Raw genomic sequence first — 17,873 nt, forward strand, 5'->3', positions numbered from 1 at the left:
ACGCGAAGCGACCGCCGATGCCGCCGCCGATGCCGCCGCCGATGCCGCCGTCGACGCCGCCGGCGCCGGGACCGGCACCGGCGTACGGAGCGGGGCCGACGTACGGAACGGCCTCCGGGTACGGAGCGGCACCGGCGTACGGAGCGGCCCCTCCCTACGGGGCGGCGGCCCCTCCCTACGGGGCGGCGGCCCCTCCCTGCGGACCCTACGGAACAGGCCCGTTCCCGCCGCCCATGTACGCACCGGGCGCCCCAGGCATACCCGGTACACCCGGCACACCCGGTACACCTGGCATACCGAGAGTGCCGCCGCGGAAGGGGCTGATCGCCCTGGCGGTGGCCGTAGGACTGGTCCTCGTCGTCGCGCTGGGAGCGGGCGTCTGGATGCTGCTGCCGGGTGACGGAACGAGGGACGGATCCGGCAAGGGCGGCTCCGGCGGAAGCCGGGCGACGGTGTCGTGGAGCCTCCCGTACACCAGGTCGGGGCTCGATCACCCCAGGATGATCCGTGGCGTGTGGTTCACCGACAAGACCGTGGTCAAGGCCCTGCCGGACCGCGTCGTGGGCCTGGACCCGAAGACCGGCAAACAGCGGTGGGAGGCCCCCACCCCCGGTTCGGGCAGCGTCATGTGCCAGGCGTCTGCGGACTCCACGGCGGGCATCGCGATCCTCGCCCGCGGCGCCGGGCGGGCGTGCCACACCTTCTACGCCGTCGACCTGACGTCGGGCAAGACATTGTGGGAGCACTCCACCGACTCCGACGAGTGGGCTCCTTCCGGCGGCCCCCGGATCGCCCGCAGCGGCGACGTGGTGGTCGTCTCCGCGGACGACCACGTCACCACGGCGTACCGGGTGAGCGACGGCAAGCAGCTGTGGAAGGACGACGACAAGGGCCTGTACGAGGACGACGAGGCCAAGGACACCTGCCGGGGCGACGGTTACACGGGAGGCAAGCAGCTCGTGCGCATCCAGCACTGCATCCTCGGCAGCAAGGACCCGGGCACGTACCTCGCCGCGGTCGACCCGGCCACCGGCCACGCGACGTGGAAGTACCGCCTCGGCGAATACGGTGGGCAGGGACAGGTCCTCGCGACGTCCCCGATCGTCGTCGACGACCCCGACCGGCCCTACGAGGGCCGCGCGCGCGTGAGCGTCCTCGACGACAACGGCAAACTCCGCACCCGCCTCGAAGGCGCCCCCAAGCGCCGCTACGGCCTCAGCCGCGGCGACGGCAGCGCCCCGGCCACGGACGTCCGGATCACGGGCGACAAGCTGGTGATGGCGTCGGACGGTGACGGTGACGGTGGCGACAAGAACTCCGAAGACAACAACCAGCTGTCCGCCTGGTCCCTGACGACCGGAAAGCGCCTGTGGGACCAGCGCGCGACGGGTTACCTCCAGACGTACCACCTGGTGGCGACGTCGGACACCGACGACATCCTTGCCTACTCGGCGGGCAACATCCACGACCCTTCCACCCTGGTCCGCTTCGACCCGTCGACGGGCTCCCGCAAGACCGTCCGCACCTACCGCCCCACCCCCACCAAGGCCTGGACAGGCTCCGACCCCTACCCGCTCGCCCACGGCAAGTTCCTCTACCTCTCAGCGGGTTACGTCTCGGAAAACAAGGCCACCGAGTCCGAACGCCGCCTGAAGTCCCTGATGGCCCTACCGGGCACCGACAACTGAGGTTGGGGGAGGCCCGCACGCGCAGCGATGCGGGCCTCCCCGGAGCCGAAGTGCCTGACGCGGATCGGCGTCGTACCTCCTCCGATGGAACAACGCACCGATGCTGACCACACGTTCGCGGGAGCGCACGGCAACCATCTGAGCACACATGCCCTGTTGGTGACGTTTCTTCCCGCACGCCCCCGAACTGGGACCAACTCCCCCCAGAGGCGGCAATCATCCAGGATGTCACCGAAAGGCCGGGAAAGATCCCGTACCTACTGCAACATCCACCACTCGGAGGAGAACGTGACGTTCCTGAGGAACGCCGCAGTGGCCGCAGCGATCGCCGTCACCGCGATCGCCGGCCTCGCCGCACCAGCCGGCGCCGACCCGGTGCCCAACACCGCCGAAGCCCAGGCGACCAGCTCCGACGGTCAGAGCAAGACCAGCACCGCCGGGCTGGCCCCGATCTCGGCGAACACCCCGGTTCAGCGCGCCTCGAGCTCCACCGAGCGTGAACTGGCCGCGAACTGCTGGAACGGCCGCACGGACGGGGGCCGCAACTTCTTCATGACGTGCAACGGCACCTCGTACCACGTGTACGTGGACTGCACGGACGGCCGCCACTTCTTCCCGGAGACCTTCTCGGGCCAGTGGGACTTCCGCCTGACCTGCCCCGTAGGCACCCGAGCCGTCTGGGGCGGCAGCTGGTAACACCCACCACATCAGCTGGGCGCCGGGCCCGACGCCCAGCTGATGGCCACGGCGACCATGCGGCCACGCCGACCCCTGCCAGTGAACTGTTGACACCCCCGGCTGCGTGGTCTCCAAGGGCTGTCCCAACAAGCGCTGGGCACGGCGCTGGGGGTTTCCCGGCAGACGGTGAACGCCATCGAACAGGGCCGCTACGACCCGTCGCTGCCACTGGCCATACGAATAGCCCGACACTTCGGGCTCGCCGTTGAGGAGATCTTCCATGTCGACGACGCCTAGCACCGCTCGCACGCCCATGCGGTGGGCCGTGCTCGCCGTGACCGTGGTCGCGGGCGCGGCGATGGCGGTGGTCATGGCGGTGCGTGGAGACCTCATGATGGCTGTCGTCCTGCCGGCCATCAGCATCGGCTACGGGCTCATCGTGACCTTTTCCGCACCCCGCAGCGACGTCGCCGCACAGCTCAGCGGACACGAAGAGGACGAACGCCGACAGCTCATCAACCTGCGGGCGTCCGCGATGACCGGCAACGTCCTCGTCGCCGCGCTCCTGTGCGGCATCGCCTACGAACTGGCCCGCGACGAACTCGGCGGCCCCTTCACCATGCTGAGCGCCCTCGCCGGCTTCACATACATCGCCGCCTCGGCCGCCTACACCCGCACCGGGAACACGTCGCTGTAACCCCTCACCCCTGCAGGGCTACTCCGAAACCAGGGCCCTGGCTCGGGCCGACCGCACGGGAGCCAGGGGCGAGAAGCTCAAGGGCAAGGGCCGGATCGTCGGCCGTTCCCCAGAAGGAGTTCAGAGGCGGTCCGGAGCCTCCAGCCACCCGGAGGAACAAGGGCCCTGATCCAGTGCTTCACCAGTTAGGGGCGGCGGGATTCGGAGCAGGAGCAGGTAACTCCCGTCGCCAAGCGCCCCTGTAACCTGCGTCACGCAGGCATCTCCTCTTGGGTCCATTCCGGGGTAGACCCGGTCGAGTGCGCCCGCCGGGCCGGCCACGGCATCGCGGTCCTGCTCCGCGTCTACGCCCGGGTCCTCGCCCAGGGCCAGGAGCACGCGAGGCAGCCATGAGGGAGCGGGATTGAAGCCCTTGCTGCTGGCGAGGCATAGAGACGGGGCGTCGCAGCAGGCTGGCTCACCAACTGCGACTCGTCATCTTCGCAACGTCACAGAACAGTCACACCGTCAGGATGCGCCCACACCCCACGGCATGATGCCCCGCATGCGTCATGCAGGGGGAAGCGATGTCCAGTTACAGCGACGTGCAGAAGGCCGTCCGGGCCGAGAAGTTCCAGATCTGGTTCGCCTGGGTCTCTGGCGGGATCATCATGGCGATCATTACGAACGCTACCCGGGACATCGCAGTCGTCAGTGTCATCACCGAGGTGCTGTTCTTTGGCCTCGGCCTCCTGGCCACCATCGCGGCCGTGCGGATGACCAATGCCCTCAACCGCAAGGTTGAGGCCGCCCGCCGGGAAGTCCTCGGCGACGTCTGACTGTTAGGCGCCAAAGGGACGGCCTGAAGCCGAACGATCGCGGCCGCAGAGGTGGCGCCTGCCCGCGTCGTGCCCGCGGGTCTTGATCAAGGCGAGAAAGTTGGCTGCTCTCGGATTTCGTCCGTGACTGGCCCGGAACTGCTGATCAGTACTGGTACAGCCGTGGGACAGGATGGTGTATACGCCGCATAAAGGTGGGTGGGGCGGACAGATCGTGGGAGGGCGAGCACAGGGCCTCCGGCCTGCTTCGGCGCAGGTCGGAGGCCCTTTCGCACCGTCTAGAAGAAGCCCAGCTTCTTCGGGGAGTACGAGACGAGGAGGTTCTTCGTCTGCTGGTAGTGGGTCAGCATCATTTTGTGGGTTTCTCGGCCTATGCCCGACTGCTTGTAGCCGCCGAAGGCTGCGTGGGCCGGGTAGGCGTGGTAGCAGTTTGTCCAGACTCGGCCGGCTTGGATGGCTCGGCCGGCTCGGTAGGCCGTGGTGCCGTTGCGGGTCCAGACGCCGGCGCCGAGGCCGTAGAGGGTGTCGTTGGCGAGGGTGATGGCGTCTTCGAAGTCGGTGAAGGGGGTTACCGCTACGACCGGGCCGAAGATTTCTTCCTGGAAGACGCGCATGTCGTTGCGGCCTTCGAGGATGGTGGGCTGGACGTAGTAGCCGCCGGACAACTCGCCGCCGAGGTCGGCGCGGTGGCCGCCGGTGAGGGTGCGGGCGCCTTCCTGGCGGCCGATGTCCAGGTAGGAGAGGCTCTTTTCGAGCTGGTCGTTGGAGGCTTGGGCGCCGATCATCGTGGTCGTGTCGAGGGGGTGGCCCGGGACGATTTGTTCGGTGCGGGCTGTTGCCGCTTCCATGAACGGTGCGTAGTGGCCCTGTTGGATCAGGGCCCGGGACGGGCACGTGCAGACCTCGCCCTGGTTCAGGGCGAACATGGTGAAGCCTTCCAGCGCCTTGTCGAGGAAGTCGTCGTCGGCCGCCGAGACGTCGTCGAAGAAGATGTTCGGGCTCTTGCCGCCCAGTTCGAGGGTGACCGGCTTCAGGTTCTCCGACGCGTACTGCATGATCAGGCGGCCCGTGGTCGTCTCTCCGGTGAAGGAGATCTTGGCTACGCGCGGGCTGGCCGCCAGTGGTTTGCCCGCCTCCACGCCGAAGCCGTTGACGACGTTCACCACGCCCGGGGGGATGAGGTCGGCGACCAGGTCCAGCCAGATGTGGATCGAGGCCGGGGTCTGCTCGGCTGGTTTCAGCACCACCGCGTTGCCCGTTGCCAGGGCCGGGGCGAGTTTCCACGCCGCCATCAGGATCGGGAAGTTCCACGGGATGATCTGGGCCACCACGCCCAGCGGCTCGTGGAAGTGGTACGCGACGGTGTCCTCGTCGATCTCCGAGAGGCTGCCCTCCTGGGCGCGGATCGCGCCCGCGAAGTAGCGGAAGTGGTCGATCGCGAGCGGGATGTCCGCGGCCAGGGCCTCGCGGACCGGCTTGCCGTTCTCCCACGATTCCGCGACCGCCAGCATCTCCAGGTGCTGCTCCATGCGGTCCGCTATGCGGTTCAGCACGGCCGCCCGCTCGGCCGGGGAGGTGCGGGCCCACGCCGGTGCCGCCGCGTGCGCCGCGTCCAGCGCGCGCTCGACGTCCTCCGCCGTGCCCCGGGCGATCTCGGTGAACGGCATGCCCGTCACCGGCGTCGGGTTCTCGAAGTAGCCGCCCTGCTTCGGCGGTACGTACTCGCCTCCGATCCAGTGGTCGTACCGCGGGCGGTACGAGACCACCGCGTCCGGGGAGCCGGGGTTCGCGTAGCGAGGCATGGCAGGGGCCTTCCGGTCCGGTTCCTGAGCGTCGCTCCGTCGCTTTCGGAGTCGACAGTGACCGGTCAGACGCTAGGGCCGTCCACGTTGCGCCAACGTTGCCCGGCCCGTGTGCAGGCCCTGCGCGTACGTCTCCCGTAACCTCCTCGCCTCCGCCGCCACCCCCGCCCGCTGCGGCGCGCTCGCCGGCAGCGCCGCCAGCAGCCTCTCCCACACCTCCAGGTCCTCCTCACCCCACCGGCTGTCCGCCCACAGCTGCAGCGCCCACGCGTCCCCGCCGCTCAGCACCGCCCGCCGCAGCCGCCCCTCCATCAGCCGCCGCACCCGGCACACCCCCGGCGCCTCCGACGAGGGCAGCAGCGGGCCGCCGTACGCGCGCAGTGCGCTGCGTACGTCACCCGCCTCCAGCTCGCGCTCCACCCGGGCGACGTCCGTCTCGACCGGTTCGCACAGCCGGTACGGGCGGGAGGCCAGCAGCGGCCCCACCAGGCGCCGCAGTCGCGACAGCTCGGCCCGTAGCGTCACCGGCGGCACCGGGCGGTCCCCGTACAGCTCCGCCGTCAGCCGATCTCCTGTCAGCCCCTCGGGGTGTCCGGCCAGCAGCACCAGGATCTCGCTGTGCCGTCTCCCCAGGTGTATCCGGCGGCCGTCCGGTGTCGTCAGCGTCGCTTCGTCCTGGCCCAGGGCCGTCAGCCCGTGGTCGCGGATCCCTCCCGTCCCGCGGTCCCTCTCGGCCAGCCTCGCCTCCGCCGCCAGGGCCGTCGCCCGCACCAGCGCCAGGCTGTGCGGCGCCGCCAGGTGGTCGCCGCCCGTCAGGTCCACCGCGCCCAGCAGCCGGCCGGTCCGCGGGTCGTGCACGGGAGCGGCCGCGCACGTCCAGGGCTGGACCGCGCGGTTGTAGTGCTCGGTGGCGAAGATCTGCACGGCGTGGTCCAGCGCGAGCGCCGTACCGGGCGCGTTCGTGCCCGCGTGCCGCTCGTCCCAGCGGGCACCGGCGACGAAGTTCATGGCCTCGGCCCGGCTCCGCACACCCCGGTGCCCCTCGACCCACAGCATCCGGCCCGACGCGTCGCAGACCGCCAGCAGGTGCGCCCCGTCGTCCGCGATCGTGCCCAGCAGCTCCCTGAAGAGCGGCATCACGGACGCCAGCGGATGCGCTCCGCGGTACTCCTCCAGCTCCGCGTCGGCCAGCTCGACCGGCGCGAGGAAGTCCGCCGCGGGCAGCGCCGCCGCCGACCGCCGCCACGAGTCGGCGACCACCGCCCGGACCCGCGGACTCACCCTCCCCTCGCTCACGAACTCCTCGTGCGCCCCGCGGACCGTACGGCTCCGCTCGTTCGGATCCTCGCCGCCCGCCATCGCCAGCCAGGGATTGACCACATCGACCACATCGATCGCATGGAGCGCATGGATCGCATTGACCACGTCGACCACGGGGATCCTCCACCCTCCGAGTCCTTCCGAGTCCTACGGGGCTTGCGGTGCGCGCCGTTCCGCCACGACGCTTCCCTTACCCATCGGACACGAACGGAAGAGACGAAGAAACAGCCATGCCCAAAGTTCTGCTCGACATCCTCGAGCGCACCGCAGCCGCCTACATCACCACCTTCCTCGGTCTCCTCCTCGCCGACGGGTTCGACCTCACCGACGTCTCCGCGCTCAAGGCCGCGGCCATCGCCTCCCTGCCCGCCGCCCTCTCCGTGATCAAGGGCGCGATAGGCACCCGCTTCGGCGAGAAGGGCACCGCCGCCTGGCTGCCGGAGCGCAGCGGCAACAGCAGTCGTGGCAACAGCAGCAGTGGTGGCAACGGCGGCCGTACGCGTACGCGCAAGCCGCGCGCCGGAGGCTGATCGTTCACACGGGGTGTGAGCCGCGCACCCGCGATCGACCCCGCACACACGTTCCCGCGCCCGCCCGCCGCGCGCTTGACTCGTTTCTGCGAGTCCCAATGGAGCGACGGGACCCGGGCCGTCGGTCCTTCCCCCGAGCCGGCGGACCCACCGCCTCGTACCGCCGGGCGGACGGTACGGGGCGGGCCCGTGCGCCCGAGCGGGGGGTCGTACGGGCGTCACCGCGTACCCCGCCGTCGCGTCGCGCGGCGCGGGTGCAACGATGTGGTCGTCATGAGAGCAGGGCCGCAGCCGGAACAGGGACCGCGAGCGCTGCGAGCCGCCGTGTTCGCAGCGGTCTGTGTGCTGCTCGCTGCCCTGGGTCACGCGGTCATGTCCGGGACGACCGTCCCCTGGTGGGCCGTCGCCGTCGCGCTGTGCGGTACGGGCAGCGGGGCGTGGTTCCTGGCGGGACGCGAGCGCGGCCCGCTGCTGATCACGCTCGCCACGGTCGGCGCCCAGACCGGGCTCCACTTCTTCTTCGGCCTCGCCCAGAACGTCGTCGTGAACACGGCACGGGCCGCCCGCCTGGGGCTGGACCCCGGCATGCCGATGCCGATGCCGACGTCGATGCCGACCTCGATGGATATGCCCGCCGGGCACTCCATGGCCCCCATGCCCTCCATGCCGTCCATGGACGGCATGCCCATGGACATGGGCTCCACCGGTTCCATGGGCATGGGCTCCATGGACATGAGCTCCATGGGCGACATGGCCGGCCACTCCATGTCCATGCACGCCGGCCACGGCGCGCTCGGCATGTGGTCCGCGCACGTCCTCGTCGCCGTCATCTGCGGCATGTGGCTCGCCGGCGGCGAACAGGCGGCCTTCCGGCTCGCCCGCACCCTGCGCAGCAGCCTCTTCACCCCGTTCCTCGTCCTCTTCCGCACGGGGGCGGCCCTCTCCGGCCCGCCGCGCATCCGCGCCGACCGGAGCCGCGCCGCGCAGCGCCTGCGGCAGCTGCTGTACGCGCACGTCCTCGCCACACGTGGTCCACCGGCCCGCGTCGCCGTCGCCTTCGGCTGACGGCGACCTCCCGCGCCGAACCACGTCACCGGGCCCGCCCGCTCCTCGGGCTGCCCGGATTCCAGGAAGGACACAGGGCGATGACCCCTGCCCGTACGCGGGTCGTGCCACGCCGGCACGCCGTCCCCGCGATCCCGGCTGCCGAGCCGGCCTCTTATCCGGCTTGTTCGACTGTTCCCTCAGTCCATGCCGAGCCCCGCCGCGAGCACTCTCAGCCGGCGTACCCGCTCGCCCCACGCGTTGCACTCGGCGCATCCGCGCACATGCGCGTCGAGGGCCGCGCCGGTCACGCCCGGCGGCAGCTCCTCGCCGTCGACGCTGGCGGATATGGCGGTACGGAATTCACTGCAGTGATGCACCCTGCCATCGTCCCCGGTGCCGCTTTTGCCCGGTGCATCACCCCCCGGTCCTTCCGTAAGGGAGGCCCCCGTGCGTGACGACGAAGCCGTGACCACCTGGGCGCTCGCCGCCCGCACCGGTGATGCCGACGCCATCGAGCGCTTCATCCGCGCGACGCAGAGCGACGTACGCCGCTACGTCGCCCGCCTCAGCAACGACCCGCAGGGCGCGGACGACCTCGTCCAGGAGACGTACCTGCGGGCCCTGGGCTCGCTGGAGCGCTTCGAGGGCCGCTCCTCCGCCCGTACGTGGCTGCTGTCCATCGCCCGGCGCACGGTCGTCGACCGGCTGCGCTTCAACGCCGCCCGCCCCCGCCTGTCCGACACGGACGACTGGCAGTCGGCCGCCGAGCGCGCCCAGACGGCCCAGCTGCCCGGCTTCGACGAGGGTGTCGCACTGTCGCAGCTCCTGGACCGCCTGCCCTACGAGCGCCGCGAGGCGTTCGTCCTGACCCAGATGCTGGGCCTGCCGTATGCGGAGGCAGCCGTCGTCGCCGGCTGCCCCATCGGTACGGTGCGGTCGCGCGTGGCCCGGGCCCGCGAGGCGCTGATCTGCCAGCTGGAGACTGCCGAGCGGGACGCCGTGCGCATACCGGTCGCGGCCTAGCAAGCACAACAGGCACCCACGAGAGCGGGGCCGGGAGGCCGGGCGTCACGCCCGGCCTCCCGGCCCCTTTCCACGAGTCTTCGAGTCCGTCAGCTCCCCGGCCGCACGACCTCCGCCTCCACCCGCACCGCACCCGCCCCGCGGAACTTCAGGACGACGGGCAGCCGGTCGCCGAGCCTCAGCCGCGGCGGGGCCGAGACCATGACGTCCAGGCCGTGCGGGGACATCTCCAGCGTGCCGCCGGCCGGCACCGCCGCCGACCGCACCATCTGCATGGTGCCCGCGCCCTTCTTGACCACGGTGCGGCTGAGCATCGCACCGCCTGCCGTCGGAGCGTCGACGCCGACGAGCTCGTCGTCCACGTCGCCGTCGTTCCGTACCCGGAAGAACGCGGCCGTGTCGTCCCGGCCGAACGGCAGCAGCACGCGCGCGTCCTCGACCGTGACGGCCGGGGGCCGGCCCGCCGCGCCCGAGGCGGTCCAGGCGCCGAGCCCGCCGAGGGTCACGGCGCAGGCCAGGACGGGGACGAGCGCGGCGCGCCCGGCAGCGGTCAGTCCGGAGAAGTTCACGCGTCACCTCGCGGGGCCAGGGCGGCGGCGCCGGAGCGTCGGCCGGTGGAAACAGACGATGCAGAAGGCGTAGAAGACGTAGAAGCTGCAGAAGCTGCAGAAGCTGCAGACGACGCAGACCTGCCGTGCGGACGCCGTCCCGCCGACGCCCGCGACGGCACCGGCTGCCAGCCCCGCAGCCGCAGGCTGTTCGCGACGACCAGCACCGAGCTGACGGACATCGCCGCGGCCGCGACCATCGGGCTCAGCAGCCCCACGGCCGCCAGCGGCAGCGTGACGAGGTTGTAGCCGAACGCCCAGGCGAGGTTGGCGCGCACCGTCGCCGACGTGCGCCGGGCCAGGCGGACGGCGTCCGCCAGGGCGCCCATGTCCTCGCGGACGAGCGTGACGTCCGCGGCGCCGATGGCCGCGTCCGTGCCGCCGCCCATGGCGATGCCGAGGTCCGCGCCGGCCAGCGCGGCCGTGTCGTTGACACCGTCGCCGATGACCGCCACCCGGCGGCCCTGGGCGCGCAGCTCCCGTACGAGCTCGGCCTTCTCCTCGGGCGTGGCCCGCGCATGGACCTCCTCGATGCCGAGCTCCGCGGCGACGGCGCGCGCCGCGCCCTCGCTGTCGCCCGTCGCGAGGACGGGCCGGAGGCCGAGGCGCTTGAGGTGGTCGACGGCGCGGTAGGAACCGGAGCGCACGGTGTCGCCCAGGACGATCACCGCTTCCGGCGTGCCGTCCACGCGGACCAGGACCGCGGTCCGCCCGTCCCGCTCGGCGTCGCGCACGGCCGAGGCCAGCGCCTCGGGGAGCGGCGCCGCTGCCGCGGTGGTGTGGCCCTTCGTACGGGGCGCGCGCCCCGCACGCTGCGGGCGTCCGGCCGCCGTGTCCGGACGTACGACCTCCACGAGCCGTCCCTCGACCCGTCCGGCGACGCCCTTGCCCGGGGTGGCGGTGAAGTCGGTGACCTCCGGGAGACGCGGTGCGGGATCTGCGGCGTCCGGCGCCTCCGGGGCTTCGGCTGCCGGAGCGCCCGCTCCTGGGGCCTTCGCCCGCGGCGTCTCGGCCGCCGCCGATGCCGCGGGCTCCGAAGCCGCTGCCGCGGCAGCGGACGCCCGCGTCCCCGCCGCACCCCGCGCATACGCGCAAACCGCCCGGCCCACCGGATGCTCCGACCCCTGCTCCGCCGCCGCGGCCAGTCGCAGTGCCGCGGTCTCGCCGATGCCGTCGGGGCGGGCCGTCACGCCCGTCACCGTCATCGAACCCGTCGTCAGGGTGCCGGTCTTGTCCAGGACGACCGTGTCCACGCGCCGCAGCCCCTCCAGCGCCTGCGGCCCGCCGACCAGGATGCCCAGGCCGGCGCCGCGGCCCGTGGCCGCCAGCAGGGCCGTGGGCGTGGCCAGGCCGAGCGCGCAGGGGCAGGCGACGACGAGGACGGCCACCGCGGCGGTGACGGCCGCCTGCGTCGAGGCGCCCGCGCCGAGCCAGAAGCCGAGGACCGTCACGGCGACGGCCAGCACGGCCGGGACGAAGACCCCGGCGACGGCGTCGGCCACGCGCTGCGCCTTCGCCTTGCCCGCCTGCGCCTCCTCCACCAGCTTGGCGATCCGGGCGATCCGGGTGTCGGCGCCGACGGCCTCGGCCCGTACCTCCAGCAGCCCGCCGGAGTTGACGGCGCCGCCGACGACGGACGTGCCCGGCCCGGCCTCCACGGGCGCGCTCTCGCCCGTGACCAGCGACAGGTCCAGCGCCGAACTGCCCGCGACGACGACGCCGTCGGTCGCGACACGCTCACCGGGGCGCACGACGAAGCGGTCGCCGACGCGCAGCTGCTCGATGGGCACCCGGCGCTCCGTACCGTCCGCCGCCCGCACGAGCACGTCCTTCGCGGCGAGCGAGGCGAGGGCCCGTAGCGCGGAGCCCGTGCTGTGCCGGGCCCGGGCCTCCAGCAGCCTGCCGATCAGCACGAACAGGGGAACGCCCACGACCGCTTCGAGGTAGACGTCCGCCGTGCCGACCGTCATCGACGGCACCAGCGTGAACGGCATCCTCATGTCCGGCCGTCCGGCCCCGCCGAAGAACAGGGCGTACGCGGACCAGGAGTAGGAGGCGATGACGCCGAGCGAGACGAGCGTGTCCATGGTCGCGGCGGAGTGCCGCAGCCCGCGCAGGGCGCGCTCGTGGAAGGGCCACGCGCCCCAGACGGCGACCGGCGTCGCGAGCACGAAGCACAGCCACTGCCAGTTGCGGAACTGCAGGCCGGGGGCCATGGACAGCACCAGTACGGGGACGGACAGCACGGCCGTGATCAGCAGCCGGGTCAGGGCGCCCGTGGCCGCCGCCCCGCCCTCCTCGCCTGCCGCGCTCTCCTTGCCTCCCCCGGAACCCGGCGCGGGGGCGGGATCGGGCAGCGCCGCCGTGAAGCCGGCGCCCTCGACGACCGCCATCAGCTCGGCGGGGGTGACCCCGGCGGGGTGGGAGACGCGGGCCCGGCCGGTGGCCAGGTTGACGGTCGCGCTCACGCCGTCCAGCCTGCCGAGCTTCTTCTCCACGCGCGCCACGCAGGCGGCGCAGGTCATGCCGCCGACGATGAGTTCGGTGGTCGCGTTCTCCGCGTTCTCCGCGTTCTCCGCGTTCTCCGCGGTGCCGGTGTCGGCCGCGGCGCCGGTCGTCGAGCTCATCGCCCACCCATGCCGTTCATACCGTTCATGCCGTGCATGCCATCCATGCCGCCCATCCCTCCACCGGACCCCGACCCCGAGCCCGACCCGGATCCACCGGTGCGGTGTATCCCCGGAGCCGCCGGGCCGGCTGCCGTGCCGACGGCGTACGCGACGCCGAAGAGTGCGGCAAGGAGCAGGACGAAACCGATCAGGGTCGCGTACGGGCTGCCGTACGGACTTCCGGACGGAGTTCCGGATGGGCTTCCGGATGGAGAGGGGGAGCGACGAGCGGTCATCTCCGCATCGTGGCACGCTGCACAGCCGGTTCAGCCGCCTTCCGCCCGCTCCCGGCGCGTGAGGATTGTCCCTTGTGTCCGCGGGAACCAGAACCCCTCGCCGGCCGACTACCTGGAGATAGAGAACCCGTGCGGCAGAGGCGCCCGTAAACCTGTGCGAACAACCCCCCGACCGGCGGGAACTCACCCCGCCGCCCGTCCGACTTCTCAGGGGTCCACGACTTCGCGAGGAGCCCTCACCGTGTCCCAGCCCGAGCCGACCGAGCTGCCCGACCCCGTCCCCCTCTACGGGCCCGAGTACAAGCGGGACCCGTACCCGCTGTACGCGCGGATGCGGGAGGCGGGCCCGATCCACCGGGTCCTGTTCCCCAGCGGGGTCACCGCCTGGCTGGTCACCGGGCACGAGGCCGCCCAGAAGACCCTCGCCGACCCCCGGCTCGGCAAGAACCACGACCGCGGCAACGACCGCTGGCGCGCCCGCGCCTCGATCATGCCCGAGCCGCAGCACTCGCAACTGCAGGTCCACCTCCTCCACCAGGACCCGCCCAAGCACACGGCGATGCGCCGCCTGGTGACCGACGCGTTCGCGCCGCGGCGCGTCGAGGGGATGCGGGCGCGCTTCCAGGAGATGGCCGACGCGCTCGTGGACGCGATGCCGGCGGACGGGGACGCGGACTCCGCCGACCTCGTGCAGTGCTTCGCCGCCCGCTTCCCCTTCCAGGTGCTCGCCGAGGTCATCGGCCTGCCGCCGTACCTGGCCCGGCGCTTCCGCCGCGAGTGGGGCAAGGTCGTCGCGCCCGTCGGGCCCACGGACCCGGGACGGCCGGCCTACGAGGCGCTGCTGCGCGAACTCCAGGGCTACATCGCCGAGGTCGTCGAGGACCGGCGACAGGCGTCCGGCGACGGGCTGCTCAGCCGCCTGGTCACCGCCCGCGACGCGGGCGAACTGACCCCGGAGGAGCTCGACTCCATGATCTTCCAGCTGCTGGTCGCCGGCCAGGAGCCCGTCACCAACCAGATCACCACCGCCATGGTGAACCTGCTCCGCCACCCCGAGGCCCTGGCGCGGCTGCGGGACGAGCCGGACCTCATGCCCGCCGCCGTCGAGGAACTCATGCGCCTCGACAGCGCCTTCGAGCTGACGACCTGGCGCTTCCTCGCCGAGGACGCCGACCTGCACGGCACGCGCGTGCCCGCCGGCGACTCCGTGATCGTCTCCCTCTGCGCCGCCAACCGCGACCCCGAGCGCTTCCCCGACCCCGACACGCTCGACCTCGACCGGGCCCAGGGACCCCACCTGGCCTTCGGCCACGGCATCCACTTCTGCCCCGGCGCGGCCCTCGCCCGCATCGAACTCCAGGTGGCCCTCGGCACCTTGCTCGCCCGGCTGCCCGGCCTGCGGCTCGCCGTGCCCGACGGGGAACTCCCCTGGATCCCGGCCGTCCTCGGCCGCGGCACCTCTGCACTGCCGGTCTCCTTCGACCGGGCCGCCGTCTGCCCCATGGGCCGTGGGTGAGTGCCGCATGTCCCACGCCACGCTGACCTCTCCCGTTCCCGTGACCCCCGCTCCGGCACCTGACACATCCGCCTCGTCCGTCGAGGCGCGCATCCTCCGCCTCCTCCTGCCGTACCACCGCACCACCGGCGCCGGGTCCGCGGACCCCGCCGGCTTTCCCGAGCAACTGCGCCAGATACGGCAGTTCACGGACGCCGGCGAGCCCGTCCTCTTCACCCTCCCCGGGTTCCCCTGCAAGTCGCCCAACCCCGCCAAGGTCCTCGGCCACCTCCCCGACGAGGGCGAGCGGCTCTCCCTCGCCTTCCTCGACCGGCTCTGCTCGCGCATCGGCGCGGTCTACGCACCCGGCGCGCGCATCCTCATCTGCTCCGACGGGCACATCTTCGGGGACCTCATCCACGTACCGGACGAGCACATCGACGCCTACGGCGACGCGCTCCGCGACCTGATCGCCGGGGAGGGGCTCGGCCGCCTCGACACCTTCGACCTGCGCGACGTCCACGGGGACCTCGACCACGACACCAAGCGCAGGCTCGTGACCGAGGCCTACGCGCCCTCGGTGGAGGAGCTGCGGGCCCTCGTCCGCAGCGACGAGGAGACGGCGCGCCTCTACCGCGGCATCACCCGCTTCCTCGTCGAGGACACCGCGGACTTCGACGGCACGCGGTCCGCGCTGCAGCGCGAATGCCGGACCCGCGCCTACGGGGTCATCGCGCGCAGCCGCGCCTGGGGCGACCTCATCGCCGACTGCCACCCCAGGTCCGTACGGCTGTCCATTCATCCCCAGCGGCCGGGCGCGGAGAAGTTCGGCATCCGGCTGCTGGACGCGGCCGACGCGTGGGCCACGCCCTGGCATGCCGCCGTCCTGCGGGGGCGCGGGGGAGAGGCGCGGCTCATGCACCGGGCGGAGGCGGAGACGCGGGGGCGCCTCGTCCTCCGCGCGGGGCGCCCGAGCCACTTCGAGGAGTGGGGGTAGGGGGAGGCGGTACGGGTGGCTGCGGCTGTGCGGCAGCTGGCCACCCCGCGGTCCCGAAAGCGACGCTTCCCCCGGGAATGCCCACCCTCGTACGGCTGTTGTGATCTTCGACCAGCACGTGATCGACAACAGGGGGCAGACCATGGCGCGCGACAACGGCCAGGTACAGGGGACCGTCGCGGAGGGGTTCGAGGGCGTGCGGGAGGCGTTCGCCGCGGTGCTCGGCGGGGAGCGGGACGCGCCCGAGGCGCAGCTCGTGGTGCACGTCAACGGCCGCCGGGTGGCCGACCTGTGGGGCGGCCCCGGCACCACGGCGGACACGCTGACCGGCCTCTACTCCATCACCAAGGGTGCCGCCCACCTCGTGGTCGCGCTCCTGGTGCAGGACGGCGTCCTCGACCTGGACCGCGAAGTGGCCGCGTACTGGCCGGAGTTCGCGGCGGAGGGCAAGGGCCGGCTCACGCTGCGCGAGCTGCTCGCGCACCGCTCCGGAGTCGTCGGGGTCGACGGCGGCTTCACCACCGAGGAGCTGGCCGACGACCGGCTGGCGGCCGCGCGGCTCGCCGCGCAGCGGCCCTTCTGGGAGCCGGGAACGGCGTACGGCTATCACGCCTTCGTGATCGGCGCCCTGACGGGCGAGGTCGTGCGGCGGGTGACCGGCCGGTCGATCCAGGAGATCTACGAGGAGAGGATCCGGGCGCCGTACGGGCTCGACTTCCACCTGGGACTGCCCGAGGCACTCGAAGCGCGCTACGCGGACGTGCTCCCGCTGCTGCCCACCGCGGAGGAGTCCGAGCGGCTCGCGGCCGGCGCGCCGGCCCCGGACAGCGTCAAGGGCATCGCCTTCAACCAGAACGCGACCCCGCCGACCGACCTCGTGGCCCTCGCCAACACCCGTGCCGTCCGGGCCCTGGGCCCCGCCTCGGCCGGTGGGGTCGGCACCGCACGGGGCGTGGCCGGGATGTACGCGGCGGCTATCAGCGAGGTGGACGGCCGGGCCCCGCTGCTGAAGCCGGAGACCGTCACCGAGTTCGCCCGCGTCCAGTACCGCGGGACCGACCAGGTCACCGGCAACGAGGACGTCTTCGGCCTGGGCTTCGAGGAGCTGAGCGGCCGCTACCCCTTCCTCGGCCCGGACGCCTTCGGCCACAGCGGCGCGGCCGGCTCGCTCGGCTTCGCGGACCCGGACAGCGGCGTGGCCTACGCGTACACGCGCCGCCGCTTCGCCTTCCCGTCGGGGTTCGGCGCGGGCCTGGAGAACCACCGGCTCGCCGAAGCCGTGGTGCGGGCGGCGGCGGCCGCGGCGCGCTAGTCGGCGGTCGGCAGGAAGCGCGCCGCGCCGGTCCACGCCCTGCAGTAGGGGCGCCTGCAGCACACGCTGACCCACGTCCCGCACTCAGCGCACCCGCACCAAGCGCCCTGCAGCCACCGCACCGGCCGGCTAGCCGTCCGCCGTCAGCGCCTCCGCCGGCCGGGGCAGCGCCGGCGCCGCCGCCGGTGACCTGTGGTCGAAGGCGATCAGGGGGTCGCCCGTCAACGGGTGGTCGATGATCGCCGCCCGGACGCCGAAGACGTCCGCCAGCAGCTCCGGGGTGAGGACGTCGCGCGGCGGGCCCGAGGCCACCACGTGGCCCTCGTGGAGGACGTGGAGGCGGTCGCACAGGGACGCCGCCGCGTTCAGGTCGTGCAGGGACAGCAGCGTCGTGCGGCGCTGCGCCCGCAGCAGGGCCAGGAGTTCCACCTGGTGCAGGACGTCCAGGTGGTTCGTCGGCTCGTCCAGGACGAGGGCCTCCGGATCCTGGGCCAGCGCCCGGGCCAGCAGCACCCGCTGCCGTTCGCCTCCCGACAGGGCGGAGAAGCGCCGCTTCTCCGCCCCGGCGAGGCCCACGCCCGCCAGGGCAGCGGCCACGATGTCCTTGTCGGCGGGGTCGTCGCCCGCGAACGCCCGCTTGTACGGGGTGCGGCCCATGGCCACGACCGCCCGTACCGACAGTTCGAAGTCGCTGCCGCGCTCCTGCGGGAGCGCGGCCACCCGCCGTGCCGCCTCGGGGGCGGTCAGCGACCTGATGTCCGTACCGCCGACCAGCACGCGGCCGGCGTGCGGCCGCAGATAGCGGTAGACGGTGCGCAGGACCGTCGACTTGCCGCTGCCGTTGGGCCCGACGAGCCCGGCGATCTCCCCGTCCTCCGCGACGAGGTGCACCCCGGAGACGATCGTCCGGCCCGACAGCGCCACGTCGAGGTCCTCGATGGCGATCCGCATCT

Annotated in this window: 17 protein-coding genes; 11 read left to right on the forward strand and 6 right to left on the reverse strand. The window is 72.6% G+C overall.

What is annotated here, in order from left to right; all coding sequences use genetic code 11:
• Positions 1 to 302: 302 nt before the first annotated feature.
• The 5 genes from ACFPP6_RS28740 (at position 303) to ACFPP6_RS28760 (ending at position 3,881) form a co-directional block, all read left to right on the forward strand.
• Positions 303 to 1,688: an outer membrane protein assembly factor BamB family protein gene (locus tag ACFPP6_RS28740; protein ID WP_382048345.1), complete on the forward strand. Its 1,386-nt coding sequence runs from the start codon at positions 303 to 305 to the stop codon at positions 1,686 to 1,688.
• 288 nt (positions 1,689 to 1,976) lie between these two features.
• Positions 1,977 to 2,384: a hypothetical protein gene (locus tag ACFPP6_RS28745; protein WP_382048347.1), complete on the forward strand. Its 408-nt coding sequence runs from the start codon at positions 1,977 to 1,979 to the stop codon at positions 2,382 to 2,384.
• 102 nt (positions 2,385 to 2,486) lie between these two features.
• Complete coding sequence (locus tag ACFPP6_RS28750) at positions 2,487 to 2,663, forward strand: helix-turn-helix transcriptional regulator (protein WP_382048557.1); 177 nt, start codon at positions 2,487 to 2,489, stop codon at positions 2,661 to 2,663.
• Positions 2,647 to 3,063 (forward strand): hypothetical protein, encoded by a 417-nt coding sequence (locus tag ACFPP6_RS28755; protein ID WP_382048350.1) that lies wholly within the window; start codon positions 2,647 to 2,649, stop codon positions 3,061 to 3,063. The genes ACFPP6_RS28750 and ACFPP6_RS28755 overlap by 17 nt, the downstream gene beginning before the upstream one ends.
• A 566-nt stretch (positions 3,064 to 3,629) precedes the next feature.
• On the forward strand, positions 3,630 to 3,881 hold the full coding sequence (locus tag ACFPP6_RS28760) for a hypothetical protein (RefSeq protein ID WP_382048353.1): 252 nt from the start codon (positions 3,630 to 3,632) through the stop codon (positions 3,879 to 3,881).
• Positions 3,882 to 4,159: 278 nt separating this feature from the next.
• Here ACFPP6_RS28760 and exaC read toward each other — a convergent pair whose 3' ends face one another.
• Entirely contained in the window at positions 4,160 to 5,683 is a 1,524-nt protein-coding gene (gene exaC, locus ACFPP6_RS28765) for an acetaldehyde dehydrogenase ExaC (protein WP_382048356.1), read from the reverse strand.
• Between the two features lie 72 nt (positions 5,684 to 5,755).
• Positions 5,756 to 7,063, reverse strand: a complete 1,308-nt coding sequence (locus ACFPP6_RS28770) for a GAF domain-containing protein (protein ID WP_382048560.1) — start codon at positions 7,061 to 7,063, stop codon at positions 5,756 to 5,758.
• Positions 7,064 to 7,233: 170 nt separating this feature from the next.
• On the opposite strand from ACFPP6_RS28770, the gene ACFPP6_RS28775 reads away from it, so the two are divergent.
• Both ACFPP6_RS28775 and ACFPP6_RS28780 read left to right on the forward strand, forming a co-directional pair.
• Entirely contained in the window at positions 7,234 to 7,533 is a 300-nt protein-coding gene (locus tag ACFPP6_RS28775; RefSeq protein WP_382048359.1) for a hypothetical protein, read from the forward strand.
• A gap of 372 nt (positions 7,534 to 7,905) precedes the next feature.
• Complete coding sequence (locus ACFPP6_RS28780) at positions 7,906 to 8,598, forward strand: hypothetical protein (RefSeq protein ID WP_382048361.1); 693 nt, start codon at positions 7,906 to 7,908, stop codon at positions 8,596 to 8,598.
• Between the two features lie 179 nt (positions 8,599 to 8,777).
• Here ACFPP6_RS28780 and ACFPP6_RS28785 read toward each other — a convergent pair whose 3' ends face one another.
• A complete protein-coding gene (locus ACFPP6_RS28785; RefSeq protein ID WP_382048364.1) occupies positions 8,778 to 8,957 on the reverse strand; it encodes a zf-HC2 domain-containing protein in 180 nt (59 codons plus the stop codon).
• A gap of 70 nt (positions 8,958 to 9,027) precedes the next feature.
• Here ACFPP6_RS28785 and ACFPP6_RS28790 point away from each other — a divergent pair, with 70 nt between their 5' ends.
• Complete coding sequence (locus tag ACFPP6_RS28790) at positions 9,028 to 9,603, forward strand: sigma-70 family RNA polymerase sigma factor (RefSeq protein ID WP_382048367.1); 576 nt, start codon at positions 9,028 to 9,030, stop codon at positions 9,601 to 9,603.
• Positions 9,604 to 9,692: 89 nt separating this feature from the next.
• Here the strand turns inward: ACFPP6_RS28790 and ACFPP6_RS28795 are convergent, their stop codons facing one another.
• Together ACFPP6_RS28795 and ACFPP6_RS28800 are read right to left on the reverse strand one after the other, a co-directional pair.
• Positions 9,693 to 10,172 carry a copper chaperone PCu(A)C gene (locus tag ACFPP6_RS28795; RefSeq protein WP_382048370.1) on the reverse strand — a complete coding sequence of 160 codons (480 nt, stop codon included), beginning with the start codon at positions 10,170 to 10,172 and terminating at the stop codon, positions 9,693 to 9,695.
• The gene (locus ACFPP6_RS28800) at positions 10,169 to 12,736 is read right to left on the reverse strand and encodes a heavy metal translocating P-type ATPase (RefSeq protein ID WP_382048563.1); all 2,568 of its coding nucleotides are present in this window, start codon (positions 12,734 to 12,736) and stop codon (positions 10,169 to 10,171) included. The genes ACFPP6_RS28795 and ACFPP6_RS28800 overlap by 4 nt, the downstream gene beginning before the upstream one ends.
• Before the next feature lie 621 nt (positions 12,737 to 13,357).
• Between ACFPP6_RS28800 and ACFPP6_RS28805 the strand changes: the two genes are divergently transcribed.
• The 3 genes from ACFPP6_RS28805 (at position 13,358) to ACFPP6_RS28815 (ending at position 16,920) form a co-directional block, all read left to right on the forward strand.
• The gene (locus ACFPP6_RS28805; protein WP_382048373.1) at positions 13,358 to 14,632 is read left to right on the forward strand and encodes a cytochrome P450 family protein; all 1,275 of its coding nucleotides are present in this window, start codon (positions 13,358 to 13,360) and stop codon (positions 14,630 to 14,632) included.
• A 7-nt stretch (positions 14,633 to 14,639) separates the two neighbouring features.
• Positions 14,640 to 15,608: an L-tyrosine/L-tryptophan isonitrile synthase family protein gene (locus tag ACFPP6_RS28810; protein ID WP_382048376.1), complete on the forward strand. Its 969-nt coding sequence runs from the start codon at positions 14,640 to 14,642 to the stop codon at positions 15,606 to 15,608.
• Between the two features lie 142 nt (positions 15,609 to 15,750).
• Positions 15,751 to 16,920, forward strand: a complete 1,170-nt coding sequence (locus tag ACFPP6_RS28815) for a serine hydrolase domain-containing protein (protein ID WP_382048566.1) — start codon at positions 15,751 to 15,753, stop codon at positions 16,918 to 16,920.
• Between the two features lie 129 nt (positions 16,921 to 17,049).
• Here the strand turns inward: ACFPP6_RS28815 and ACFPP6_RS28820 are convergent, their stop codons facing one another.
• Positions 17,050 to 17,871, reverse strand: coding sequence for an ABC transporter ATP-binding protein (locus tag ACFPP6_RS28820; protein ID WP_382048378.1), 822 nt, complete (start codon positions 17,869 to 17,871; stop codon positions 17,050 to 17,052).
• Positions 17,872 to 17,873: the final 2 nt, after the last annotated feature.

The sequence above is a fragment of the Streptomyces aureoversilis genome, from assembly GCF_042657885.1.
GTDB lineage: Bacteria > Actinomycetota > Actinomycetes > Streptomycetales > Streptomycetaceae > Streptomyces > Streptomyces aureoversilis.